Consider the following 24,084-nt stretch of genomic DNA (forward strand, 5'->3'; position numbering starts at 1 on the left):
CTCATCAGGTCCCGAGACCGCCCTTGCGGCGGTGCTCGGGACTTGGGCTGTGCTCAGGAGTGATCTATACAGTGTCTGCGATGACTGGCACCTCTGAATCCGAAGACCCCGGGACCCCTGGTCCGGAGTCGTCCGACAAGTCGAACGCCGACACGGGCCGCATGCTGAAGCGTCTGGTCCCGCTGGTCCTGTCCTTCGTGGCCCTCGTCGCCGCCGTGGTGTGCGCGGTGGTCTTCGGCGTGAAGGCCTGGAACGTGTACGTCGACGAGTACCCGGCGCAACAGACCCGCGACCAGGCCACCCAGGCGGCCGAGCAGGCGGTTCTGAACATCACCACGATCGATCCGGCCGATCTCGACACCTTCAAGGAGCGGGCCGACGCCTCGCTGACCGGCAAGGCCAGAGAAGAGGTGCTCGGCGGGAAGGACGGCGGCGTCCTGAAGATGCTCGAGGAGGCCGGTCCGTCGTCGGCGAAGCTGACCGCGCGGCTGCTGCGCAGCGCCCCCACCGAGGTGAACGCCGACGAGGGGAAGGCCAAGGTGCTCGTCTACGTCCTCACGTCCCTGCAGCGACCCGACGAGCCCAACGTGGACGAGACGCGCGGCTTCGACGTCGGCATGGTCAAGGACGGCGACGTGTGGAAGGCGGAGAGCATCACCGGGCTCGAGGGGATCGCCTACGCCGACACAGGCGAAGCGCCTGCACCCGCGCCGGAAGGGGAGAACTGATGGCACCGAACCCCAAGAACTCGCCCCGCAAGTCGCGCCGGCCGAAGGTCGCCGGACACACCCGCCCGGCGCGGCCGACCGGCGACGACGAGACCACGACCGAGCAGGCGTCCGCTGTCGGCGAAAGCCCTGCGGCCGACGAGACCGTCGTCGCCACGGGCGGCGACCTCCGATCCGATGAGGAGACCTCACCGGGGGAGTCTCCGGCCGACGGGACCGACACCGATGCGGCAGGCGAGACGACCGCCGACGAGACCGCAGATGAGCCCGGAGTGTCGCTGGAGAAGGACGCCGCTGCTGACGGGGCCGGCGTCTCGCTGACCAAGGACACCGCCGCCGACGACGCGTCGTCGGCGCGCCGACCTGTCTCGCGGGTGCCGACCCTGCGCCCGCGGGGGACCCGGGACACGGATGGTCCCGGCCCCGCCGCGACCACGACCCGTACCGGGCGGACGGCCGGCACGACCCCGGCAGCGGGGACTCCCGTGCCGCCCCGGCGTCCGGGAGAGACCACGGCGGGACCGCAGCGCGGGGGTCGGCGCACATCCGGTCTGTCGTCCGTGCTGACGATCGGCTTCGCCGTCGCGGCCGTGGTCCTCGGCATCGTCGCGGCGATCCTCGCATTCCACCCGGGGGCCGAGATCGGCCCGAACAAGGCGTTCGTCGAACAGAAGGCGACAGCCGAACTCACCGGTCAGGCGCAGGAACGCATCTGCGCGGTCTGGGGACACCAGTACACCGACCTCGACGCCTGGGCGAAACGCGCCGGCGACGCGCTCACCGGCGATGCCCGCAAGGAATTCGACGAGTCGCTGAAGACCCAGCGCGAGCTGATCACCCAGACCAAGTCGGGTGCCGACTGCCGGGTGGACGCCCTCGGCGTCAAGGACATGAGCGGTGTCGGGGACGGGGCCCGGGCGACCGTGATCGCCAACCTGATCATCAGCGAGACGCGCAACGGCATGGCCACCAACAGCCTGGCCCCGCGCGCCCAGTTCTCGATGGTCAAGCAGGGCGACACCTGGCGTATCGAGGGCGTCGAGGTCTTCTGAGCGTCCCGACCCGCCAGGTCATAGGGTGTGGACGCAGGACAGATCGGCGAAATTGGCGCGTAGCGCTTGACGTTTGGGCGTCGGCGGGCCAGTCTGTCTCCAGCGATCGACGTGCAGGCAGCCACCCGCGCGCACATCGCTTCCAGATCGATCTCAGACGGGCTTGACAAAGTGCGTCTATTTTCTGCTACTGTTGGACGTTGCGCTGGCTGCCTCCTGTCCATCTACCGATCCTTCTACGGCCACCTTGTTGTGTGTGCTGGTGTGATCGCCGATCTCAGGGTGTCACCAGCGAACGGCCCATCAAGCCACCACACATCTAGGTTGTGAATAACGTCGTGTTGGAAGGACGCATCTTGGCAGTCAACCGCCAGTCCACCTCAACAATCCCCGGCGCGCCGCATCGCGCGTCGTTTGCAAAGATCAGCGAGCCGCTGGAGGTCCCCGGCCTCCTCGATATCCAACTCGATTCCTTCGAATGGCTCGTCGGGTCCCCGGAGTGGCGCGCCAAGGCGATCGCTCGCGGCGAGGAGAACCCGGTCGGCGGTCTGGAGGAGGTCCTCGCGGAGCTCTCCCCGATCGAGGACTTCTCCGGCTCCATGTCGCTGTCCTTCTCCGATCCGCACTTCGACGAGGTCAAGGCCTCCGTCGAGGAGTGCAAGGACAAGGACATGACCTACGCGGCGCCGCTGTTCGTCACCGCGGAGTTCATCAACAACAACACCGGTGAGATCAAGTCGCAGACCGTCTTCATGGGCGACTTCCCGATCATGACCGACAAGGGCAGCTTCATCATCAACGGCACCGAGCGTGTCGTGGTGAGCCAGCTCGTCCGCAGCCCGGGTGTGTACTTCGATGCCGCCATCGACAAGGCCACCGAGAAGACCCTCCACACCGTCAAGGTGATCCCGGGTCGCGGTGCCTGGCTCGAGTTCGACGTCGACAAGCGCGACACCGTCGGTGTCCGCATCGACCGCAAGCGCCGCCAGCCGGTCACCGTCCTGCTCAAGGCCCTCGGCTACACCAACGAGGAGATCACCGAGCGTTTCGGCTTCTCCGAGATCATGATGTCGACCCTGGAGAAGGACAACACCGCCAACCAGGACGAGGCGCTGCTCGAGGTGTACCGCAAGCTGCGTCCGGGCGAGCCCCCGACCAAGGAGTCGGCGGAGAACCTCCTGGAGAACCTGTTCTTCAAGGACAAGCGCTACGACCTCGCCCGCGTGGGCCGCTACAAGATCAACAAGAAGCTGGGCCTGACCGACAACCCGATGACCGGCGAGTCGACCCTGACCCGCGAGGACATCGTCACCACCGTCGAGTACCTGGTGCGTCTGCACGAGGCCGACCCGCACACCACGACCTACATGACCGGTCCGGGTGGGGTCGAGGTGCCCGTCGAGGTCGACGACATCGACCACTTCGGCAACCGCCGCCTGCGCACCGTCGGCGAGCTGATCCAGAACCAGATCCGCGTCGGCCTGTCGCGTATGGAGCGTGTCGTGCGTGAGCGCATGACCACCCAGGACGTCGAGGCGATCACCCCGCAGACCCTGATCAACATCCGTCCCGTAGTGGCGGCGATCAAGGAGTTCTTCGGCACCAGCCAGCTGTCGCAGTTCATGGACCAGAACAACCCGCTCTCGGGTCTGACCCACAAGCGTCGCCTGTCGGCGCTGGGCCCGGGCGGTCTGAGTCGCGAGCGCGCCGGCCTCGAGGTCCGCGACGTCCACCCGTCGCACTACGGCCGCATGTGCCCGATCGAGACCCCTGAGGGTCCGAACATCGGTCTGATCGGTTCGCTGTCGGTGTACGCGCGGGTCAACCCGTTCGGCTTCATCGAGACCCCGTACCGCAAGGTCGTCGACGGTGTCGTCACCGACCAGATCGAGTACATGACCGCCGACGAGGAGGACCGCTACCTCATCGGCCAGGCGAACACGAACTTCGACGACGACGGCCGCATCACCGACGAGCGCGTGCTCGTCCGTGAGAAGGGCCCCGAGGTCAAGTTCGTCAGCCCGGCCGAGGTCGAGTACCTCGACGTCTCGCCGCGCCAGATGGTGTCGGTCGCGACCGCGATGATCCCGTTCCTCGAGCACGACGACGCGAACCGCGCCCTCATGGGTGCGAACATGCAGCGTCAGGCGGTGCCGCTGCTGCGCAGCGAGTCCCCGCTGGTCGGCACCGGCATGGAGCTGCGTGCCGCCGTCGACGCCGGCGACGTCATCGTCTCGGCGAAGACCGGCGTGGTGGAGGAGGTCTCGGCCGACTACATCACCGTCATGGCCGACGACGGCACCCGCGACACCTACCGCCTGCGCAAGTTCGCGCGCTCGAACCACGGCACCTGCGCCAACCAGCGTCCGATCGTGGACGAGGGCCAGCGCGTGGAGTCCGGCCAGGTCCTCGCCGACGGCCCCTGCACCGAGAACGGTGAGATGGCGCTCGGCAAGAACCTGCTCGTGGCGATCATGCCGTGGGAGGGCCACAACTACGAGGACGCGATCATCCTGAGCCAGCGCCTCGTGGAGGAGGATGTCCTCACCTCGATCCACATCGAGGAGCACGAGATCGACGCCCGTGACACCAAGCTCGGTGCCGAGGAGATCACCCGGGACATCCCGAACGTCTCCGACGAGGTCCTCGCCGATCTCGACGAGCGCGGCATCGTGCGGATCGGCGCCGAGGTCCGCGACGGCGACATTCTGGTCGGCAAGGTCACCCCGAAGGGCGAGACCGAGCTGACCCCGGAGGAGCGCCTGCTGCGCGCCATCTTCGGCGAGAAGGCCCGCGAGGTCCGCGACACCTCGCTGAAGGTGCCCCACGGCGAGACCGGCAAGGTCATCGGCGTCCGCGTGTTCAGCCGCGACGACGACGACGATCTGCCCCCGGGCGTCAACGAGCTGGTCCGCGTCTACGTGGCCCAGAAGCGCAAGATCCAGGACGGCGACAAGCTGGCCGGCCGCCACGGCAACAAGGGCGTCATCGGCAAGATCCTCCCGCAGGAGGACATGCCGTTCCTGCCCGACGGCACCCCGGTCGACATCATCCTGAACACCCACGGCGTGCCGCGTCGTATGAACATCGGCCAGATCCTGGAGACCCACCTCGGGTGGATCGCCAAGGCGGGCTGGAACATCGACGTCGCCGGCGGGGTCCCCGAGTGGGCCGAGAAGCTGCCCGAGGACATGTACTCGGCGCCGCCGAACACCAAGACCGCCACCCCGGTGTTCGACGGTGCGCGCGAGGAGGAGCTGACCGGACTGCTGTCCTCGACGCTCCCCAACCGCGACGGCGAGGTGATGGTCAACGGCGACGGCAAGGCGACGCTGTACGACGGCCGCTCCGGCGAGCCGTTCCCGTACCCCGTGGCCGTCGGCTACATGTACATCATCAAGCTGCACCACCTGGTCGACGACAAGATCCACGCCCGCTCGACCGGTCCGTACTCGATGATCACCCAGCAGCCGCTCGGTGGTAAGGCGCAGTTCGGTGGTCAGCGCTTCGGTGAGATGGAGTGTTGGGCAATGCAGGCCTACGGCGCCGCCTACACCCTGCAGGAGCTGCTCACCATCAAGTCGGACGACGTGGTGGGCCGCGTGAAGGTGTACGAGGCGATCGTCAAGGGCGAGAACATCCCCGAGCCCGGCATCCCCGAGTCGTTCAAGGTCCTCCTGAAGGAGCTGCAGTCGCTGTGCCTGAACGTCGAGGTGCTGAGCTCCGACGGTGCGGCCATCGAGATGCACGACTCCGACGACGAGGACCTGGAGCGCGCCGCGGCCAACCTCGGCATCAACCTGTCGCGTAACGAGTCGGCCACGGTCGACGACCTCGCGAACTGATTGATCCTCACCAACTCGGGCCGGGTTGCCGGTCGTCCGCCACGGCCGGCAGCCCGACCCACTGACAACAGAGCTCTGGAAAGGTAACAAGTGCTCGACGTCAACTTTTTCGACGAACTCAAGATCGGCCTGGCCACGGCCGACGATATTCACAACTGGTCGTACGGTGAGGTCAAGAAGCCGGAGACGATCAACTACCGCACGCTGAAGCCGGAGAAGGACGGCCTGTTCTGCGAGAAGATCTTCGGACCGACTCGCGACTGGGAGTGCTACTGCGGCAAGTACAAGCGCGTCCGCTTCAAGGGCATCATCTGCGAGCGCTGCGGCGTCGAGGTGACCAAGGCCAAGGTGCGCCGTGAGCGTATGGGCCACATCGAGCTCGCCGCGCCGGTCACCCACATCTGGTACTTCAAGGGTGTGCCGAGCCGCCTCGGCTACCTGCTCGACCTGGCGCCGAAGGATCTCGAGAAGATCATCTACTTCGCCGCCTACGTCATCACCTCGGTCGACGACGAGCTCCGCCACAACGAGCTGTCGACGCTCGAGGCCGAGATGGAGGTCGAGAAGAAGGCGATCGCCGACCAGCGCGACGCCGATCTCGCCGAGCGCCAGCAGAAGCTCGAGCAGGATCTCGCCGAGCTCGAGGCCGAGGGCGCCAAGGCCGACGTGCGCCGCAAGGTCCGCGACGGCGCCGAGCGCGAGATGCGTCGTATGCGCGACGCCGCCCAGCGTGAGCTCGACGCGCTCGAGGAGATCTGGGACAAGTTCACCAAGCTCGCCCCGGGCGACCTGATCATCGACGAGAAGGTCTACCGCCAGCTCGACGAGCGCTACGGCGAGTACTTCCAGGGCGCCATGGGTGCCGAGGCGATCAAGAAGCTCCTCGAGAACTTCGACATCGACGCCGAGGCCGAGTCCCTGCGTGAGACCATCCGCAACGGCAAGGGCCAGAAGAAGCTGCGTGCTCTCAAGCGCCTGAAGGTCGTCGCCGCGTTCCAGCAGTCGGGCAACTCGCCGCTGGGCATGGTCCTCGACGCCGTGCCGGTGATCCCGCCGGAGCTGCGTCCGATGGTCCAGCTCGACGGTGGCCGCTTCGCCACCTCGGACCTCAACGACCTGTACCGCCGCGTCATCAACCGCAACAACCGCCTCAAGCGACTGATCGACCTCGGTGCTCCCGAGATCATCGTCAACAACGAGAAGCGGATGCTGCAGGAGTCGGTGGACGCCCTCTTCGACAACGGCCGTCGCGGCCGTCCGGTCACCGGACCGGGCAACCGCCCGCTGAAGTCGCTGTCGGACCTGCTGAAGGGCAAGCAGGGTCGTTTCCGCCAGAACCTGCTCGGCAAGCGCGTCGACTACTCGGGCCGTTCGGTCATCGTCGTCGGTCCGCAGCTGAAGCTGCACCAGTGCGGTCTGCCGAAGCTGATGGCGCTCGAGCTGTTCAAGCCGTTCGTGATGAAGCGTCTGGTCGACCTGAACCAGGCCCAGAACATCAAGTCGGCCAAGCGCATGGTCGAGCGTCAGCGCCCCGCGGTGTGGGACGTCCTCGAAGAGGTCATCGCCGAGCACCCGGTCCTGCTGAACCGTGCACCGACCCTGCACCGTCTGGGCATCCAGGCCTTCGAGCCGCAGCTGGTGGAGGGCAAGGCCATCCAGCTGCACCCGCTGGTGTGTGAGGCCTTCAACGCCGACTTCGACGGCGACCAGATGGCCGTGCACCTGCCGCTGTCGGCGGAGGCGCAGGCCGAGGCCCGCATCCTGATGCTGTCGAGCAACAACATCCTGTCGCCGGCGTCGGGCCGTCCGCTCGCCATGCCGCGTCTGGACATGGTGACCGGCCTGTACTACCTGACCACCCTCAAGGAGGGCGCGAAGGGCGAGTACCAGCCGGCCAGCGGCGACGACGTCGAGCGCGGCGTCTACTCGAGTCCGGCCGAGGCCATCATGGCCGTCGACCGCGGGCAGCTGACCGTGCAGTCGCGCATCAAGGTGCGCCTGACCGAGCTGCGCCCGCCGGCCGAGGTCGAGGCCGAGCTGTTCCCGGAGGGATGGCGCTACGGCCAGCCGTGGACCACCATCACCACGCTGGGCCGGGTGCTCTTCAACGAGCTGCTGCCGATCGAGTACCCGTACGTCGACGAGCAGATGCCGAAGAAGCGTCAGGCCGCGATCATCAACGATCTCGCCGAGCGCTACCCGATGATCGTGGTCGCGCAGACCGTCGACAAGCTCAAGGACGTGGGCTTCTACTGGGCCACCCGTTCGGGCGTCACCGTGTCCATGGCCGACGTGCTCGTGCCGCCGCAGAAGAAGGAGATCCTCGAGCGTTACGAGGAGCGCGCCGACGGCCTGGAGCGCAAGTTCCAGCGCGGCGCCCTCACGCCGGACGAGCGTCGCGACGCACTCGTGGAGATCTGGAAGCAGGCCACCGAGGAAGTCGGTAAGGCCATGGAGGACTACTACCCCGACGACAACCCGATCACGATGATCCCGAAGTCGGGTGCGACGGGCAACATGACCCAGGTCCGCAACCTGTCGGGCATGAAGGGTCTGGTGACCAACCCGAAGGGCGAGTTCATCCCGCGTCCGATCAAGTCCTCGTTCCGCGAGGGCCTGACCGTGGCCGAGTACTTCATCAACACCCACGGCGCCCGCAAGGGTCTGGCGGACACGGCTCTCCGTACCGCCGACTCGGGTTACCTGACCCGTCGTCTGGTCGACGTCTCGCAGGACGTCATCGTGCGCGAGCACGACTGTGGCACCGAGCGCGGCATCACCGTCTTGCTGGGTGAGAAGCAGCCCGACGGCTCGATCATCCGCGACGCGCACGTCGAGACCTCGGCGTACGCCCGCACCCTGGCCGCCGACGCGGTCGACGCGGACGGCAACGTCATCGTCGAGCGCGGTCACGACCTGGGCGACCCGGCCATCGAGGCCTGCCTCGCCGCCGGCATCACGCGGGTCAAGGTGCGTTCGGTCCTCACCTGTGGCACCGGCACCGGCGTCTGCGCCATGTGCTACGGCCGTTCGATGGCGACCGGCAAGCTCGTCGACATCGGCGAGGCCGTCGGTATCATCGCGGCCCAGTCGATCGGTGAGCCCGGTACCCAGCTGACGATGCGTACGTTCCACCAGGGTGGCGTCGGTGACGACATCACCGGTGGTCTGCCGCGTGTCCAGGAGCTCTTCGAGGCCCGCGTCCCCAAGGGCGTCGCGCCGATCGCGGAGGTCTCCGGCCGGGTGCGTCTCGAGGACGACGACCGCTTCTACAAGATCACGATCATCCCGGACGACGGTTCGGAAGAGGTCGTCTACGACAAGATCTCGAAGCGTCAGCGTCTGCGTGTGTTCAAGCACGAGGACGGCAGCGAGCGTCTCCTCGCCGACGGCGACCACGTCGAGGTCGGCCAGCAGCTCATGGAGGGCTCGGCCAACCCGCACGAGGTCCTGCGCGTCATGGGCCCGCGCCAGGTGCAGATCCACCTGGTCAACGAGGTCCAGGAGGTCTACCGCAGCCAGGGTGTGTCGATCCACGACAAGCACATCGAGACGATCGTGCGTCAGATGCTGCGTCGCGTGACGATCATCGATCACGGTTCCACCGAGTTCCTGCCCGGTTCGCTCGTCGAGCGCGCCGAGTTCGAGGCGGAGAACCGCCGCGTCGTCGCCGAGGGTGGCGAGCCGGCTGCCGGCCGCCCGGTCCTGATGGGTATCACCAAGGCCTCGCTGGCGACCGAGTCGTGGCTGTCTGCGGCGTCGTTCCAGGAGACCACGCGTGTCCTGACCGACGCGGCGATCAACAGCCGCAGCGACAAGCTGATCGGTCTGAAGGAGAACGTGATCATCGGTAAGCTGATCCCGGCCGGTACCGGTATCAACCGTTACCGGAACATCCAGGTCCAGCCGACCGAGGAGGCGCGTGCCGCGGCCTACGCGGTGCCGTCGTACGACGACACCTACTACAGCCCGGACGGCACCTTCGGTGCTCCCGCCGGCGCTGCGGTGCCGCTGGACGACTACGGTTTCTCCAACGACTACCGGTAAGCCGCAAGATGGCTGAAAAGCCCTCGCACTCGTTGAGTGCGAGGGCTTTTCGCTGTTCGGGTTCAGCGCACGGGGAGAGTGGTGACGGTTCGCGTCGCGAGCAACAGGTCGTAGTAGCGGCCACCGGGGTAGTAGGTCGGGGTCACCGTGCCGGCCACCATGTCCGACGACCATCCGGTCGCCAGGGCGTGGATGACCCGACCGTTCCGGGGGCGGGGCGCGGCGAGTTCCGACAGTTCCCCGATCAGGTCGGTCGAGGTGCCCTCGGCGTCGATGTGGATGCCGGTCACCAGGCGCACGCCGAGGAAATCCTGTCGCGTCGTCCGCTGCAGCACGGCCACCCCGGACTCGAACGAGTTGGAGATCGACGGCTGCGAGGCGATCACCCGGATCGGAAGCCCGTCGACGCCGAGAGATGCTGCGGCCGAGGTGAAGTGCGTCCCGAAGAACGAGTTGACCGGATCGAACAGCATGAGTCCGGACAGGCGCCGATAGGCGGCCGGGTCCGAGCGGCGAAGCGCGTCGGCCGCCACCAGCACGAACTCGCCTCCCGCAGAATGTCCGGCGAAGACCATCCGGTACGGCATCGCCACGTCGGGCCGGTGCGCGGCTTCGCGAGCGCGCCGAAGGCTTGATGCGAGCGGACTGCCGGTCTGGGCGCCCGAGCCGAACACCCCGCCGACCGTGCGGGCGAAGGCGGCGTTGTCGGCGATGTTGTACGCGACGGCGCACCCACCAAGATTGACCGAGTCCAGCGTCGGGCCGACGACGAGGAAGCCTGCGGTCGCGTACGAACGAGCGAGGGCGTCGAGGTTGGCCGCGGTCCGGGAGAAGCCGTGCTGGAGCCACACCAGGGCTGTGGGTCGGCCGGGTGGGAAGTACCAGCGGGCGGCGACCCGAACGGGTTTGCCGGCGCATTCGGTGGTGATGTGGGACGTCGACACGGCCACACCCTGTTGGGGGACCGGCGCGGCCACGACCGTTGCGGATGCCAGGCCGAAGAAGACGACAATCGTTGCGAGAACCGCGATCACAGGCGCGCGGAACCTTCTCCCCGTCATCCGCACAGTTTATGGCCGAGTCGGACGGCGCGGGTGCGGTTCGTCGAGGGCGGACGGGCTCACCGCTTCTCGGTGTCGCCCTGACCGGTCCCGTGCTGGTCCGGGGTGTCCTGGTCGTCGGTGCCCTCGTCCATCAGGCCGTTGGGATCCTCGACACGGGCGTCGTAGGAATCCTCGAGCCGGCGGGCGACCTCGCGCACCAACCGGCGCGCGGCGTCGTCCATCACCCGCACGTGGGTGAGGTCGAGGACCACCGACTTCGTCGAAAAGCCCTGGCACGCACGGCTTGCGATGATCTCCGCGCCGGCGAAACGCACATCGCCCTGGATCTCGACGACGGTCTCGTCGTCGTGTTCGGTCACCGAGCGCAGAGCCGGCATGCCCGACGGCGCGACATGCATCATGTGCAGTTCCATGTCGTGCGAGAGGCGTTCGAAGACGGCGACACCGCGCGCGCTGTTGCCCTGATCGTCGAGCTTCGGCGACCACACCGCAACTCCGATCTGGCCGGGCAGGACACCCAGGATCGCGCCGCTCACACCGCTTTTCGCCGGGATTCCGACCTTGGTCATCCAGCTGCCGCTGCCGTCGTACATGCCGCAGGTCGCCATCACCGAGAGCAGGTGGCGGGTGATCCAGCCCTCGAGCAGCCGGTCGTCCTCACTGGTGGTCGACAGCCCGCCGTTGGCGAGGACGGCACCCATCATCGCGAGGTCGCGGCAGGTGACGGTGATCGCGCACTGCGCGGCGTATCCGTCGACGACCTCCTCGGGCTCGTAGTCGAGTTTGCCGGCCGAGCGGAGGAGATAGGCGAGTGCGGTGTTGTGGTCGTCGGAGGCCATCTCGGCGTCCCACATGTCCTCGTCGATGGTGAGCTCGCGTCCGGCGAGGGTGCCGACGAGATCTGCGATGCGCTCGACCCGCTCGGTGGCGTTCCCGCCGTCGACCATGGCGTGGATGGCGATGGCACCGGCGTTGATGAGCGCGTTGCGGGGCCGCCCGGTCTCGGCCTCGAGGGAGATCTCGTTGAAGGCGTCCCCGGAGGGTTCGGTGTCGACGCGGTCGAGGACGGCGTCGAGTCCCCGGTCGCGCAGCGCGAGGGCGTAGGCGGGAAGCTTCGCGATCGACTGCATGGAGAACTCGACGTCGGCGACTCCGGCGGTGTAGACGGTGCCGTCGACGGTGGCCAGCGCGATCCCGAACGACGACGGGTCGGCCTTCTCGAGTTCCCGATTGCCGGTCATGACGGCCCCGTCGTCGGTATCGCGGTAGTCGTTGAGGACCTGTTCGAGATAGTCGTCGATGGGGGATCGCATAACCAACCGTAGCGGTGACGACCGTGTCGGCCCGCGTCGTCCCGGTTGTGCGGTCCCAGATCGGTGTAGCTCAGTTGTTGTCGCGGTGCGGCAGATACTGGGCCGACCACTGGTTGCCGTCGGGGTCGGTGAAGTAGACGAAGTGGCCCCACGGCTGGATGTCGACCTCGCTCGCGTCGACGCCGGCGGCCAGCAGCTGCTCACGCGCGGCCTCGATGTCGGTGACGCAGATGATGAGCGGGCCGGTCGTGCCGGGCTCGCGGTCGGTGATCCCCTTGCCGAAGGCGATCGAGCAGTCCGACCCGGGCGGGGTCATCTGGACGAACCGGATCTCCTCGCTCACGGTGTGGTCCTCGTCGGCGTGGAAGCCGATCGACTCGTAGAACGCCTTGGTGCGGTCGGGGTCGGTGACGGGCAGGGTGACGACTTCGAGTGTCCAGTTCACGGGTCCTCCAGGTGGCTTCGGTGGTGATGTCGGTCCACTGTCCCAACCATTGAGGACGGCTTCGGTCCGCTTCCGGAATCCGGTGTGACCGGGGGTCACCGGGCAGCGCCCGCAGCAGCCGGGCTCACACCGCCGAGAATCGCACCGCGGCGCGCACCTGGGCGGCCAGCGCCTGCCCGGCGCCGAGGGGCCAGCGATGCATGATGTAGTCCGCCGCCTGGTCGACCGACAGCTGCCGCGACGAGTTGCCGGCGCGCACCCAGAACTCCGGCTGAGCGTTGTTCTTCGCGGGACGCAGGTACACCGGCCGCGGGGACGGGGTGCACTCGACGCGGCAGACCAGCGCCTCGGTGGGCGCGGCCTTCGCCTCTTCGCTGCCGTCCGCCTCTTCGTCGCTGTCATCGGAGGGCACGGGCACCATCTCGAAGAAGATCCCGACCTCGGCGGCGATGCTCTGCCCCAGCATCGAGGTCAGGGTGTCCCGCAGCCACAGCTCGAACCGGTCGGTGTCCGGGTGGCGCAGCGTGGTGAAGTCGGCGTCGAGGCCCAGTGGAGTGCCGTCGTCGTCGACGCCGATGAGCAGGTTGCCGCCCTCGGAGTTGAGGAATGCCGCGACCGTCTTGGCGATGACCTGCTCGATCGCGGGGTCGCGCTGTCCGGTGTGCAGGTTGACCCGGGCGGTGGACTTGAACTCCACCGCCTCGGACTCGCCGGCGGCGATCAGCTCGGGCACCGAGATGTCGGTCTGGGTCTGCAGGCGGGCCGCGACGGTTCCGTAGGCGCCGACCGCGATGATCGAACTCACCAACCCCAACAGGATGGTGACCGGGTGCCAGATCGTCATGCGGTGGTCGATGGCCCCGGCGATGTAGAGGCCGACCGCGGTGCCGAGGATCGACAGGACCATCGACGTGGTGGCGTCGAGGCGCGCACGGCGACGCAGCAGCCACCGGGCGATCGCGCCGAACAGCCAGGCGAGGGCCAGCACCAGCACCAGTGCGGTGGCGGTCGCCCAGACCGGTACGGCGAATTCCAACCCACCGATGGTCCCGCGATCGTCGTCGGCCAGCACGCTCAGGTCAGTTCGCACCCGGACAGTATGACGAATCGGACACCGCCGGACGGTGCCCGGTCGCGGGCGCACCGTGGGGCGGGACTTTCGACGCAGTCCGCCGACGACTTTCGCCTCCGGTCCCGTCATCTCTCACACGGTGACGATGAAAAGTACGACGATGGACCCACAAGAGAACACCGACCGGAGTCGACGCCGAGAGACCGGTGGTCTCGCGCGGATCGCCAACACAGGAGATCGCCATGTCACATCCACTCACCGACCCGCTGGCACCTGTCGTCGTTGGAGTCGACGGCTCGGAATGTTCGGAGATGGCCGTCCGGTGGGCGGTTGGTGCCTGCCTCCGCGAGAAGAGACCGCTTCGTGTGGTCTCTGCGGTCGGAAGCGTTCCGTACGCCTACGCGCCGACCGCGGCCATGACCACCGACATCGTCATGGAGGCGATGCAGGCCGACGCCCGGCGCGCCGTCGAGGCCGCCGTCGATCTCGTCCGCGAACTCGCGCCGGAGCTCGAGGTCGACGGCAAGGTCCTCGGAGGCTCACCGCAACTCGCGCTGCGGCATGCCTCCGCCGAGGCGGGAAAGCTCGTCGTCGGCCGCCGAGGGATCGGCGGGGCCCGCGGACTCCTTCTCGGATCGGTGAGCGGTGACGCAGCCGCGCACGCGGAGTGCCCCGTGGTCGTCGTCGGCGGGCCAGCCCCGACGTCGGGCCCGGTCGTGGTGGGAGTGGACCCGTCGCCGATCTCGGCGAACGCCGTCGCGCATGCCTTCCAGCAGGCCGACCTGCTCGGGACGACCCTGGTCGCGGTCCACGGCGTCGGGATCTCGACCTCGTCGACGCTGGGGCTCGACGCCGTCGACCGGTTGCGCGGCGACGCCGAGGAGATCGTCGGGGAGCTGCTCGCCGGCCACTCCGAGGACTACCCGGACGTGCAGGTCGAGCAACGCATCGAGGTCGGGCCGGCGGCCGCCGAGATCATCGACGCCGCCGAGTCGGCACAACTCGTCATCGTCGGAAACCGCGGCCGCGGCGGTTTCCGCGGACTCCTGCTCGGCTCCACCAGCCGGGCGGTCATCCAACTCGCGCCGTGCCCGGTGATGGTCACCCACACCGCGCCCGCCCGGCGAAATCGGTGACGGCGCGATCGGCGACAGGAGCGGTGGAGAACACATGGCCTACGTACTGAGGTTTGCAGAAGTCGGACTCGATCAGCTGCTCATCGTCGGTGGCAAAGGGGCCAACCTCGGTGAGCTCACCAAGGCCGGGCTGCCGGTGCCCGACGGGTTCGTCCTCACCGCCGACGCGTTCGCCGCGTCGATGGATCACGGCGGGGTCCGTTCGGAACTGGCGGAGACGCACCGGGCGGCACTGGCCGCGATCGGCGACGACGCGCGCATGTCCGCGCTGAGCCGGAAGATGGCGGAGATGGTGCACAAGGCGGGGATCGCGCCCTGGGTCGCCGACGCCGCCGTCACGGCCTATCGCAGCCTGCCCGGCGGGACCGACGGCACCAACGTCGCGGTCCGGTCGTCGGCGATCGGGGAGGACGGTAAAGACGCCTCGTTCGCCGGGATGAACGCCTCCTTCACCAACATCGGCGACCAGGATCAGCTCCTCGACGCGGTGGTCCGATGCTGGGCGTCGCTGTACTCGCCGCGGGTCATCACCTATCGCGCCCAGAAAGGCCTCACCGCAGAACCCCTCATGGCCGTGGTCGTCCAGCAGATGGTGGAGTCGGTGGTCGCCGGCATCGTGTTCACCGCCGACCCGGTCACCGGCAACGTCGACCACCTGGTCGTCGAGGCCGTCGAGGGACTCGGCGAGGCGGTGGTGTCCGGCGCGGTCACCCCCGACACCTTCGTCGTCGACAAGGCGGACTGCTCGATCCTCTCGACCTCGCTGGGCAACCAGGAGTTCCGGATCGTCCGCGGCAGCGACGGCCACGACCACCGCGAGCCGGTGGCGGCGGGCCGGGACGCGCCCGTCGTCACACCGGAGACCGTGGAGACGATCGCGCGGATGGCGCTCGATGCCGAACGGCACTACGGGCGTCCACAGGACATGGAGTGGGCGATCGACTCCGCGGGCCGGATCTGGATCGTCCAGTCCCGGCCCATCACCACGCTGGACGACGGCGACGGAACGAGCTCTGCCGGAGTGCACGACGGTGATCAGAACGCCGGGGCGGGTCCCGGTCAGGGAGAGGTGCTCGTCACCGGACTCGCGGCCGCACCCGGGATCGCCGGCGGCGCCGTGCGCATCCTCCACTCGCCGGCCGACGGGCACCGGCTCGTCGACGGCGAGGTCCTGGTGGCACCGATGACCGACCCCGACTGGCTGCCGACGATCCGCCGCGCCGCCGCCGTCGTCACCGACCGCGGCGGGATCACCTGTCACGCCGCCATCGTGGCCCGCGAGGTCGGGGTGCCGTGCGTGGTGGGAACCAGAACCGGCACAACCGATCTCGTCGATGGTGCGATCGTCACGGTCGACGGCGGGACGGGCGAGGTCACCGCCGGTCGCGCGCCCGCGCCGCAGGTGGCGGTCGCCTCGCCCGCGACTGCCGCACCGGCGCAACAGCACTCGGATCCGGTCACCGCCACCAAGATCTACGTCAACCTCGGATCGGCGGAGCGCGCCGCCGAGATCGGGGCCACCGACGTCGACGGTGTGGGGCTCCTCCGCGCCGAGTTCATGCTGTCGGAGGCGTTGTCCGGACGTCATCCGCGCGCGGTCATCGCCGCCGGGGAATCGGAGGCCTTCGTCTCCGCTCTCGCCGACAACCTGGCCAAGGTCGCCGCGCCCTTCGGCAAGCGGCCGGTCGTGTACCGGACGACCGACCTGCGGACCAACGAGTTCCGCAACCTCGAGGGCGGCCGCGAGTTCGAGCCGGAGGAACGCAATCCGATGATCGGGTTCCGCGGCTGCTACCGATACGTCAAGGAGCCCGACGTCTTCCGCCTCGAGCTCAACGCGCTCGCGCGGGCACGGGAACGCCACCCGAACCTCCACGTGATGCTGCCGTTCGTCCGCACCCGCTGGGAGCTCGAGAGATGCCTCGAACTCATCGACGACAGCCCCCTCGGGCGCCAGCGCGGCCTGCACAGGTGGGTCATGGCCGAGGTGCCCTCGGTGCTGTACTGGTTGCCGGCGTACGTCGATGCGGGCATCGACGGGGTGTCGATCGGGAGCAACGACCTCACCCAGCTGATCCTCGGCGTCGACCGGGACTCGGAGACCTGCGCCGAACTCTTCGACGGCGCTGACCCGGCCGTACTCGACGCCATCTCGCAGATCGTCGACACCGCCCGCCGCTGCGGCATCACGTCGTCACTGTGCGGCCAGGCCCCCTCGGTCAACCCCGAATATGCCGAGCACCTGGTGCGGATGGGGATCACCTCGGTGTCGGTCAATCCCGACGCCGTGGTCGCAACGCGGCTTCACGTCGCCCGGGCCGAGCGTCGGCTGCTCGTCGAATCCGCCCGGGCGCACTCGGGGTGATCCGGTCGGGCGCACTCGGGGTGATCCGGCCGGCCGGGCCCGGGTGGGAACCCCCGGATGCCGACGGGCGCGCACGCCGCGGGACTCACCGGTGGCTGTCGATGTCGAGCTCTCGCCACTCGAGGTCCCACTGGCGGTAGCGCCGCCGATCGGCGAGTGACCGGACGAACGCGGTCAGACCACACCAGCCCAGCACGGTGATCACGATGATCGCCAGACCCGCCAGGAAGGCTTCGACCACCGCGTTGGCGGTCGTCAAGGGCGGGTCCACCACTTCGCCCTCGTCGTCGAGCCACACCACGCGTTCCCGGCCGATCCGGTCGAAGCGGTCTCGTGGGATCTGCGCGGTGGACTTCCCGCCGTCGGCGCCCTTCCATTCGACGACCACGTGCGGCGGGGCGTCGGTGGTCGGCACCGGTATGTCCACGACCGTCGTGCTGACCGAATGCCGTGACTCCTGGGCGTCGACCTGCTCCTTGTGGGAGGCGTAGGTGCCGGCGCCGACGGTCAGCGCGATCATCAGGCCGACCAACGCGGCGAGCGACACCGTCGCCAAGACGAGGCTCTCGACCCGATCGGTCGTGCGCACGAGGCCGTTGGACGACGCGTGCATGAGGCGCCACATGTGCAATTCGCGGGCGAGGAACCGCAACATGACGTCCCGACTCCTTTCGGATCACCTTCGATGCCAGTCAATCGGTCTGTGGTGGCGTCGACAAGGGTCTTAGGTGGTTCTCGGTGGGGCCGATGTACCCGATACCAGGGTAGGACTGGGTCATTCGTCCCGAAGAGGAGTGGGCAAATGCGCAGGCGGCGTTGTTCGTTCGTTTGCCTGCAAATCGTGTGATCTACGCTATATTTGTCGTGCGCTTCGTTAACGGCATCGCAGGGGGTGCTCGAGGCGTAGGGGGTCAACACATCAGGGGCGGGATTTCCGTTCCGAAGCACCAGCAGTTTGTGTGGAGGACTCGAGTTGACCAGCGCTCTCTCGACGCGCGCCTCGCGGCGAAGCGTCCGCAAGTTCCCCGAACCGGCAGCGATCGCCGAGGCGGTCGCGATCGAGGAAGCCATCGTGTTGCCCGGTTATCGGGCACTCGGCACCAATCCGGCCGTCTTCGGTCTGACCAATCACGACTTTCACCAGGTCGGCGAGGCATGGCGGCGTCACCGGGCCATCGTGGAGCGGTTGCGTCGCATGTACTCCGACGCCGTCGCCGCAGAACTCTCCGCGACGCCGAGGCGGGAGGCAGTGGCCGCGCCCGGGGCGGTGGGCCGGAGCGGGCAGGCGCCCTTCGCCGGCGCATGGCCGCAGCCGGTGCAGGCCTACCGATCCATGCAGACCCGGCAGGGTGCCCAGGCGAGCACAGAGTCGAAGGTGATCGCCGCGGTCGGCTTCCTGCTCGTCGCGATGCACGCCGTCACTGACCCGACGAACTGCGGAACCTCTTCTCCCTCACTGAATCTCGTCCCGCCGCCGCTGCATCGCGATCGCGCGTTGCTGGAGGATGTACTGTCCCGTGCGGTGGAGTCCTTCGACGCCGCGCGGCGATCGGTTCTCCTGGCCGCGATCGGTGAGTCCGGTGAGTCGTTCGAGCCGTACGTGCCCGGGCCGGGTTCCAAGCTGTGGGTGGTCCGGTACAATCCGCACTCGCTGCGGACCGCTTGCCGGACGATCGGTCTCGGCGACATCGAGGCCCGCTCCGCTTCCTGAGTCGGCGTTCACCCGGCTGAGCCCGCACTACCCTCGGCAGGGTGACCACCTCGGCTGCCCGGCGCCATCGGTGGCTGCTGCATGTCGACCTCGACCAGTTCCAGGTGTCGGTCGAGCGACTGCGCAGTCCCGAGCTCGTCGGCGTCCCGGTCATCGTCGGCGGCAACGGCGACCCCACCGAGGCGCGCAAGGTCGTGACCTGCGCCTCCTATGAGGCGCGTGACCACGGTGTGCGTGCCGGGATGCCGTTGCGCGCGGCGTACCGCAAGCTGCCCGACGCGGTGTACCTGCCGCTGGACATGGGTGCGTACGACGCCGCGTCCGCCGAGGTGATGGACGTCCTGCGGGCAACCGGTCACCCCGTCGAGGTGTGGGGCTGGGACGAGGCGTACCTCGGTGTCGGCGAACCCGGGGCGGAGGTTGAACCGTTCGACGACGCCGCCATCCGCGAGTTCGCCGAGACGATCCGGCACGACGTCCTCGACCGGTGCGGACTCACCTGCTGCGTCGGGATCTCCGACAACAAGCAGCGCGCCAAGATGGCCACCGGGTTCGCCAAACGCCCGCCCGGGTCCTCACCCGATGCCGACGACTCCCCGCGGGTGTTCCTGCTCGACGACCGGAACTGGCTGGAACTGATGGGGGACAAGCCGACCCGTGAGCTGTGGAGCGTCGGTCCCAAGACGTCGGCCAAACTCGCCGCCAAGGGCATCGAGACCGTCGACGACCTCATCGCCACCCCGCGCGACGACCTCATCGCGACCTTCGGTCCGCACCAGGGGAACTGGCTGTACGTGCTCTGCCGCGGCAAAGGGGACCCGACGATCACCGCCGAACCCTGGCTGGCCCGATCCCATTCCAAGTCGAGGACTTTCGCCACCGACCTGACCGAGCCCGACGAGATGCGCGCGGCCGCAGCGGAACTGCTGCGTGAACTGCTCGACCAGGTGGTCGCCGAGGAACGGCTCCCGTTCCGCGTCGCGGTCACCGTTCGCACCGCGACCTTCTACACCCGTACCAAGTCGAGGAAACTGCCGGCGCCGAGTCTCGACCACGACGAACTCGAGGCCGTCGTCGCCGACCTGCTCACGCGGTTCGACGTCGATCGCCCGGTCCGGCTACTCGGTGTGCGACTGGATCTGGTGACCGAGGAGTGACGCTGATCTGGTGACCGAGGAGTGACGCCGGCTGCTATCCGGTCGCGACCACGAGCGGCACGAGCTGCTCGGCGGACGTCCAGGCGCCGTGATGGCCGATCATCTTCGACTCGAACTCCTCGTTCTTCGAACGGGTGAGCGTCACCGAGTCGCGGGCCACGGCGACCACGTCGCCGATCCGGTGTGCGATCGTGTCCGTCACCTCCGGCCCGAACCATCCCTCGTCGAGGGTCTGCTCGCGCGAGACGACGTGGGCGGCGTCGCCGAGGAACCTGCGCCATGTCGTGAGCACGTCGTCAGTGGCGCCGGCCTCGGTGTACACGTGTCGTACTCGCGCCTCACCGGCCACGACCTCGACGCCGTCGAGCAGTTCCGGCGCGGAATCGATGTCGACGGATCTGTCCGTGGTGATCATGCCGTGATCTCCGGTCACGAGCAACGTTGTGCCCGAGGGGAGCTCGGCAACCAGCTCCGTGACCAGGCGGTCGACGACGCGCAACTTGTCCAGCCACTGCTCCGATCCCGGGCCGTGGATGTGACCGGCGGTGTCCAACTCGCTGAAGTACGCGTACACGAAGCGGCGCGCGCGACTCCGGCCGCGCACCGCGGAGAGGACGCCGTCGCGCACCTCGTCGGGCGTCTTGGCGGGCACGTACCGTCCGGGCGCGCGGAACGCGGCGAGTGTCAGCCCGGTGCCTCGGAATTCGCCGGGCATCACGTAGGTCACCTTCACGCCCTCGTCGGCAAGGTCCTCCAGCGTTCCCGGCTCGGTGCGCACCAGCGACGGCGGGTAGGTGACGAGCGCCGACGGTCCGTGTGCATTGTCCAGACTCCACCGCAGTGAGTTCAGCACGCGCCGCGAACCCCGTGTGCGGCAGTCGTCGTCGGGCCGGAAGCTGTACCCGACGATGCCGTGTACCCCGCCCGGCGTCCCCGACGTCAGACTCAGGATGCTGGTCGCGGTGGTCGCGGGAAACCCGACCCGCAGGGTGGTGGCCGTCAGCTCGTGCAGCGTCGGCGCGGCCCCGGCGTGCTCCTCCAGCAGCAGTGCCCCCAACCCGTCGATCAGCAGCACCACCACCGAGTCGCCGGGTGGCACAACAAGATCCGTCGACCGTCCGGAGGATGCGCCGAGCGCATCGGACACCGACGGCAACACATCGGCCAGCGTGTGTGGGTGGCGGGCCCACTCGTCGGGGGTCAGCTCGGCGCTCACCGCACCCCCGATCCGGCCGGACCGAAGACGTAATGACCCGACCTCAAGAACCGCACCGACCGTCGCGAGGCGCCGTCGACAAGCAACGGCGACAACGCGTCCCGCAGGGCGAGGCGCCACCTCGCGGCTTCGAGCGGATGAGCGGCCCGCATCGCCTCGACGTCCCGCGGTACCGGCACCACCACCGAGGCCTCCGGTGTCACGCGGTCGTGGTGGGGGAGCGGGCGCGCACGGTCGGAGTGGTCGATCGCCGACACCGCACCCTCGGCCAGCAGGGCCTCGACGCTGCCGGCCCCGTCGGTGTTCTCGGGCATCGGCTCGCGCAGCGACCACGACATCAACACCCGGTCCGAGTCCGACCCGCCGCTGAGCTCGTCGCCGAGTTCGCCGTAGAAGTCCTCGTAATAGTGGGTCGGCGTCGCGCCGAGCTTGGTGATGTTGAAGTAGGCGTTACGGGCGACCAGCGGATCGAACGTCCACGTGATCGTCGACAGTCCGCGCTCGAGGGCCCAGCGTCGCTGATGCATCTTCAGCAGGTACCCGACATGGCGGCCGCGGCCGCGCCGGGTGACACCGGTGATGTGGCTGTGGAGGGACTCACCGGCCGGAGACGAGAAGAACGCCACGCTGCCCCCGGCGAGGTGGTCGCCGATGAAGGCGCCCGCCACGTAGTTCCCCGAATGCGACAACGCCCGGAGCATGTCGACCCCTACGGGCCGTTCTGTCGGGTCGGGCCGCCACACGTCGTCGAAGATGCGGATCAGCTCCTCGAGTTCGTCCGGCGACGACAACTCGCGGATCTCGACCTCGCGTACCGCGACAGGGCCCGGTGAGAGCGACATGCCCCGATTCTGTCACCGCTCGTCGACAGCGCGGTCCGGCTTGGCCGACTCCGGCGAGCCCGCAGCACCGCCTCCGGCACGGATGAGGTCGCGGGCGGGGACCGGCTCGATGCGTCGCGCGAGGGATACGCCGAGGACAGCGCGGTGCCACTCGGTGGGCGAGGTCCGGTCTCGTGGGGCCGCTCCCTAGGATGGGCGGCATGTCCCGCACCTCCCACACCCCCGACGCGTTCACGCGTGTCGCTGCGTGCGGAGTGGTGCCCGCGGTCGCCGTCGGCGCGCACGCAACGGCCTCGGGCGAGATGCCCGGGTCCGGTGGGGTGGTGCTGGCGGCGGCGATCGGCCTGGTGGCCGCTGGGCTCCTCGAGATCCTGACGCGAGGACGACGACTCTGGCCCGCTACGGCAGCGGCGGTCGCGGTTCTCACCTCCGCGCAGGTCGCAATCCACGGGGCGCTCGCCGCGGACGCGACCCATGTGGCGCACGGTGGCGCTCCGGTCGGGATGCTGGTCACGCACCTCGTTGCGATCCCGGTGAGCGCCTTGCTGATCGTCGTCGGTGCGCAACTGCTGGCCGTCGTCGGCTCGGTGGTCAGGTCGCTGACGTCTCCGACCATCGCCCGCGTTCCCGCGTCCGTGCTGCTTCTCAGGACTCAGTCGCCGGCCGCCGCCGGACCCGCTGTCGGCGGTGCAGGAGTTCGCGGGCCTCCGGCCGGTTTCTGACCACACGAGCGTCGAACCCAGGGGGTTCGGCGGCACCGTGTGGCGCCGACGACCAGAATCCGACCACGAAGGAACCCCATGAAGAACTCCTCGTCGACGCGGGCCCGAATCACCCGACGTCTTGTCCTGCCCGCCGCGGCCGCAGCCGTTGTCGGCGCCGCCTCCTTGACCGGCGCCGGTGCCGCGTCCGCCCACGTCAGCGCCTTCGCGCCGACCGTCACCCAGGGCGGATACGGCGTCGTCACGCTGGCCGTCCCCAACGAGTCCGACGCCGCGGCGACCACCCAGCTGCGCGTCACGATGCCCGGCGACGGCCTGGCGTCGGCGCGGCCGGAGACCACCCCCGGCTGGAAAGCGGTCGTCACCAAGAAGGACGACCGTGTCACCGAGATCACCTGGACCGCCGATCCCGGATCGGCCGGGATCCCGGTCGGCCAGTTCGCGCAGTTCAGCTTCTCCGGTGGTCCGTTCCCGGAGCAGGAGACCGTCACGCTGCCGACCCTGCAGGTCTTCGCCGACGGCGAGAAGGTCGACTGGAACGAGCCGACCCCGGCCAACGGCACCGAACCCGACCGTCCTGCGCCGGTTCTCACCCTCGCCACCGGCAGCGGCGCACACGGCGACGCGCATCAGGCCGCGACGACCGCCACTCCCCAGGCGGCACCGTCATCCTCCAACGACTCCTCGAGCACCGCTGACTCCGCCGCCCGCTGGCTGGGCGGGATCGGACTCCTCGTCGGCGTGCTCGGCGTCGTCTTCAGCGTCGCGGCGCTGAGGGTCGTGCGGAAGAACGGACGATTCGATGCGTGAGCCCGCACGTACGTCCCGCCGTTCGGTGCTGGTGAGCCGGCCGCTGCTTCTGATCCTGGCCGCGATCGCATGCCTCGGCGTGGTCGGCACCTGGTCGGCTCCGGCGGCTTCGGCGCATTCCCGGTTGGTCTCCTCCGATCCCGAGAACGGTGCGAGCCTCTCGGCCGGACCGCAGGCGGTCACCCTCACCTTCAACGAGCCGATTCAGAGCGCATACGCCGTGGTCAACGTGGTCGGGCCGGACAATCACTTCTGGCAGTCCGGGGAACCGGTGGTCGACGGCAAGGATGTCCGGGTCGCCGTAGGAGAGCTCGGACCGACCGGCGAGTACACGGTCAACTACCGCGTCACATCCGCCGACGGGCACGTCATCAGCGGGCAACGCACCTTCGAGCTGACGGTGGCCGGGAACGGCAGGCCCGGGGCGCTCGCCGACGACTCCGCGACGTTCGAGAACGACGGAACTCCCGTCTGGTACTACATCGTCGGCGCCGTGGTGGTGCTCGCCATCGGTCTCGGCATCGTCTTCTGGCTGACGCGTCGCTCCAAGAGCAGCTGA

General features: G+C 68.6%; 18 protein-coding genes. 11 read left to right on the top strand and 7 right to left on the bottom strand.

Features of this window, described 5'->3' with window-relative positions; genetic code table 11:
• Window positions 1-80 precede the first annotated feature (80 nt).
• From E1P53_RS16965 to E1P53_RS16980, 4 genes are all read left to right on the top strand, one after another.
• Window positions 81-728 carry a hypothetical protein gene (locus E1P53_RS16965; protein WP_371831006.1) on the top strand — a complete coding sequence of 216 codons (648 nt, stop codon included), beginning with the start codon at window positions 81-83 and terminating at the stop codon, window positions 726-728.
• The gene (locus E1P53_RS16970) at window positions 728-1,780 is read left to right on the top strand and encodes a hypothetical protein (RefSeq protein WP_131734980.1); all 1,053 of its coding nucleotides are present in this window, start codon (window positions 728-730) and stop codon (window positions 1,778-1,780) included. Before E1P53_RS16965 ends, E1P53_RS16970 begins: the two co-directional genes overlap by 1 nt.
• Window positions 1,781-2,136: 356 nt before the next feature.
• Window positions 2,137-5,625 (top strand): DNA-directed RNA polymerase subunit beta, encoded by a 3,489-nt coding sequence (gene rpoB / locus E1P53_RS16975; RefSeq protein WP_006900779.1) that lies wholly within the window; start codon window positions 2,137-2,139, stop codon window positions 5,623-5,625.
• Between the two features lie 90 nt (window positions 5,626-5,715).
• A complete protein-coding gene (locus E1P53_RS16980) occupies window positions 5,716-9,672 on the top strand; it encodes a DNA-directed RNA polymerase subunit beta' (RefSeq protein ID WP_131734981.1) in 3,957 nt (1,318 codons plus the stop codon).
• A gap of 62 nt (window positions 9,673-9,734) precedes the next feature.
• On the opposite strand, the gene E1P53_RS16985 is transcribed toward E1P53_RS16980, so the two are convergent.
• The 4 genes from E1P53_RS16985 to E1P53_RS17000 form a co-directional block, all read right to left on the bottom strand.
• Entirely contained in the window at window positions 9,735-10,733 is a 999-nt protein-coding gene (locus E1P53_RS16985; RefSeq protein WP_131734982.1) for an alpha/beta fold hydrolase, read from the bottom strand.
• A 59-nt stretch (window positions 10,734-10,792) separates the two neighbouring features.
• Window positions 10,793-12,049 carry a glutaminase A gene (glsA, locus tag E1P53_RS16990; protein WP_131734983.1) on the bottom strand — a complete coding sequence of 419 codons (1,257 nt, stop codon included), beginning with the start codon at window positions 12,047-12,049 and terminating at the stop codon, window positions 10,793-10,795.
• A 70-nt stretch (window positions 12,050-12,119) separates the two neighbouring features.
• A complete protein-coding gene (locus E1P53_RS16995; protein ID WP_006900783.1) occupies window positions 12,120-12,494 on the bottom strand; it encodes a VOC family protein in 375 nt (124 codons plus the stop codon).
• 124 nt (window positions 12,495-12,618) lie between these two features.
• The gene (locus E1P53_RS17000; protein WP_040526880.1) at window positions 12,619-13,584 is read right to left on the bottom strand and encodes an AlbA family DNA-binding domain-containing protein; all 966 of its coding nucleotides are present in this window, start codon (window positions 13,582-13,584) and stop codon (window positions 12,619-12,621) included.
• A gap of 224 nt (window positions 13,585-13,808) precedes the next feature.
• Between E1P53_RS17000 and E1P53_RS17005 the strand changes: the two genes are divergently transcribed.
• Window positions 13,809-14,702 (top strand): universal stress protein, encoded by an 894-nt coding sequence (locus tag E1P53_RS17005; RefSeq protein WP_131734984.1) that lies wholly within the window; start codon window positions 13,809-13,811, stop codon window positions 14,700-14,702.
• Between the two features lie 34 nt (window positions 14,703-14,736).
• A complete protein-coding gene (gene ppsA / locus E1P53_RS17010) occupies window positions 14,737-17,067 on the top strand; it encodes a phosphoenolpyruvate synthase (RefSeq protein WP_006900786.1) in 2,331 nt (776 codons plus the stop codon).
• An 85-nt stretch (window positions 17,068-17,152) separates the two neighbouring features.
• Here the strand turns inward: ppsA and E1P53_RS17015 are convergent, their stop codons facing one another.
• On the bottom strand, window positions 17,153-17,722 hold the full coding sequence (locus E1P53_RS17015; RefSeq protein ID WP_131734985.1) for an Rv1733c family protein: 570 nt from the start codon (window positions 17,720-17,722) through the stop codon (window positions 17,153-17,155).
• 318 nt (window positions 17,723-18,040) lie between these two features.
• On the opposite strand from E1P53_RS17015, the gene E1P53_RS17020 reads away from it, so the two are divergent.
• Window positions 18,041-18,778, top strand: a complete 738-nt coding sequence (locus E1P53_RS17020; RefSeq protein ID WP_131734986.1) for a hypothetical protein — start codon at window positions 18,041-18,043, stop codon at window positions 18,776-18,778.
• Window positions 18,779-18,819: 41 nt separating this feature from the next.
• Window positions 18,820-19,935, top strand: a complete 1,116-nt coding sequence (locus E1P53_RS17025) for a DNA polymerase IV (RefSeq protein WP_006900789.1) — start codon at window positions 18,820-18,822, stop codon at window positions 19,933-19,935.
• A gap of 34 nt (window positions 19,936-19,969) precedes the next feature.
• On the opposite strand, the gene E1P53_RS17030 is transcribed toward E1P53_RS17025, so the two are convergent.
• Together E1P53_RS17030 and E1P53_RS17035 are read right to left on the bottom strand one after the other, a co-directional pair.
• Window positions 19,970-21,151, bottom strand: a complete 1,182-nt coding sequence (locus E1P53_RS17030; RefSeq protein WP_006900790.1) for an alkaline phosphatase family protein — start codon at window positions 21,149-21,151, stop codon at window positions 19,970-19,972.
• Complete coding sequence (locus E1P53_RS17035) at window positions 21,148-21,993, bottom strand: GNAT family N-acetyltransferase (RefSeq protein ID WP_131734987.1); 846 nt, start codon at window positions 21,991-21,993, stop codon at window positions 21,148-21,150. The genes E1P53_RS17030 and E1P53_RS17035 overlap by 4 nt, the downstream gene beginning before the upstream one ends.
• Window positions 21,994-22,193: 200 nt before the next feature.
• Here E1P53_RS17035 and E1P53_RS17040 point away from each other — a divergent pair, with 200 nt between their 5' ends.
• The 3 genes from E1P53_RS17040 to E1P53_RS17050 all read left to right on the top strand — a co-directional run bounded on the left by E1P53_RS17040 (window position 22,194) and on the right by E1P53_RS17050 (window position 24,084).
• Window positions 22,194-22,715 (top strand): hypothetical protein, encoded by a 522-nt coding sequence (locus E1P53_RS17040; RefSeq protein ID WP_109238402.1) that lies wholly within the window; start codon window positions 22,194-22,196, stop codon window positions 22,713-22,715.
• A gap of 78 nt (window positions 22,716-22,793) precedes the next feature.
• On the top strand, window positions 22,794-23,525 hold the full coding sequence (locus E1P53_RS17045) for a YcnI family copper-binding membrane protein (RefSeq protein WP_131734988.1): 732 nt from the start codon (window positions 22,794-22,796) through the stop codon (window positions 23,523-23,525).
• Entirely contained in the window at window positions 23,518-24,084 is a 567-nt protein-coding gene (locus E1P53_RS17050) for a copper resistance CopC family protein (RefSeq protein ID WP_006900794.1), read from the top strand. The genes E1P53_RS17045 and E1P53_RS17050 overlap by 8 nt, the downstream gene beginning before the upstream one ends.

Origin of the sequence: Gordonia paraffinivorans (genome assembly GCF_900683595.1) — a bacterium.
Taxonomy (GTDB): Bacteria; Actinomycetota; Actinomycetes; order Mycobacteriales; family Mycobacteriaceae; genus Gordonia; species Gordonia paraffinivorans.

Coding starts and splice junctions, on each gene's coding strand:
- E1P53_RS16965 (WP_371831006.1), top strand. CDS start 81: ATGACTGGCACCTCTGAATCCGAAGACCCCGGGACCCCTGGTCCGGAG.
- E1P53_RS16970 (WP_131734980.1), top strand. CDS start 728: ATGGCACCGAACCCCAAGAACTCGCCCCGCAAGTCGCGCCGGCCGAAG.
- E1P53_RS16985 (WP_131734982.1), bottom strand. CDS start 10,733: ATGACGGGGAGAAGGTTCCGCGCGCCTGTGATCGCGGTTCTCGCAACG.
- glsA (WP_131734983.1), bottom strand. CDS start 12,049: ATGCGATCCCCCATCGACGACTATCTCGAACAGGTCCTCAACGACTAC.
- E1P53_RS17005 (WP_131734984.1), top strand. CDS start 13,809: ATGTCACATCCACTCACCGACCCGCTGGCACCTGTCGTCGTTGGAGTC.
- ppsA (WP_006900786.1), top strand. CDS start 14,737: ATGGCCTACGTACTGAGGTTTGCAGAAGTCGGACTCGATCAGCTGCTC.
- E1P53_RS17015 (WP_131734985.1), bottom strand. CDS start 17,722: ATGTTGCGGTTCCTCGCCCGCGAATTGCACATGTGGCGCCTCATGCAC.
- E1P53_RS17035 (WP_131734987.1), bottom strand. CDS start 21,993: ATGTCGCTCTCACCGGGCCCTGTCGCGGTACGCGAGGTCGAGATCCGC.
- E1P53_RS17040 (WP_109238402.1), top strand. CDS start 22,194: ATGTCCCGCACCTCCCACACCCCCGACGCGTTCACGCGTGTCGCTGCG.
- E1P53_RS17045 (WP_131734988.1), top strand. CDS start 22,794: ATGAAGAACTCCTCGTCGACGCGGGCCCGAATCACCCGACGTCTTGTC.
- E1P53_RS17050 (WP_006900794.1), top strand. CDS start 23,518: ATGCGTGAGCCCGCACGTACGTCCCGCCGTTCGGTGCTGGTGAGCCGG.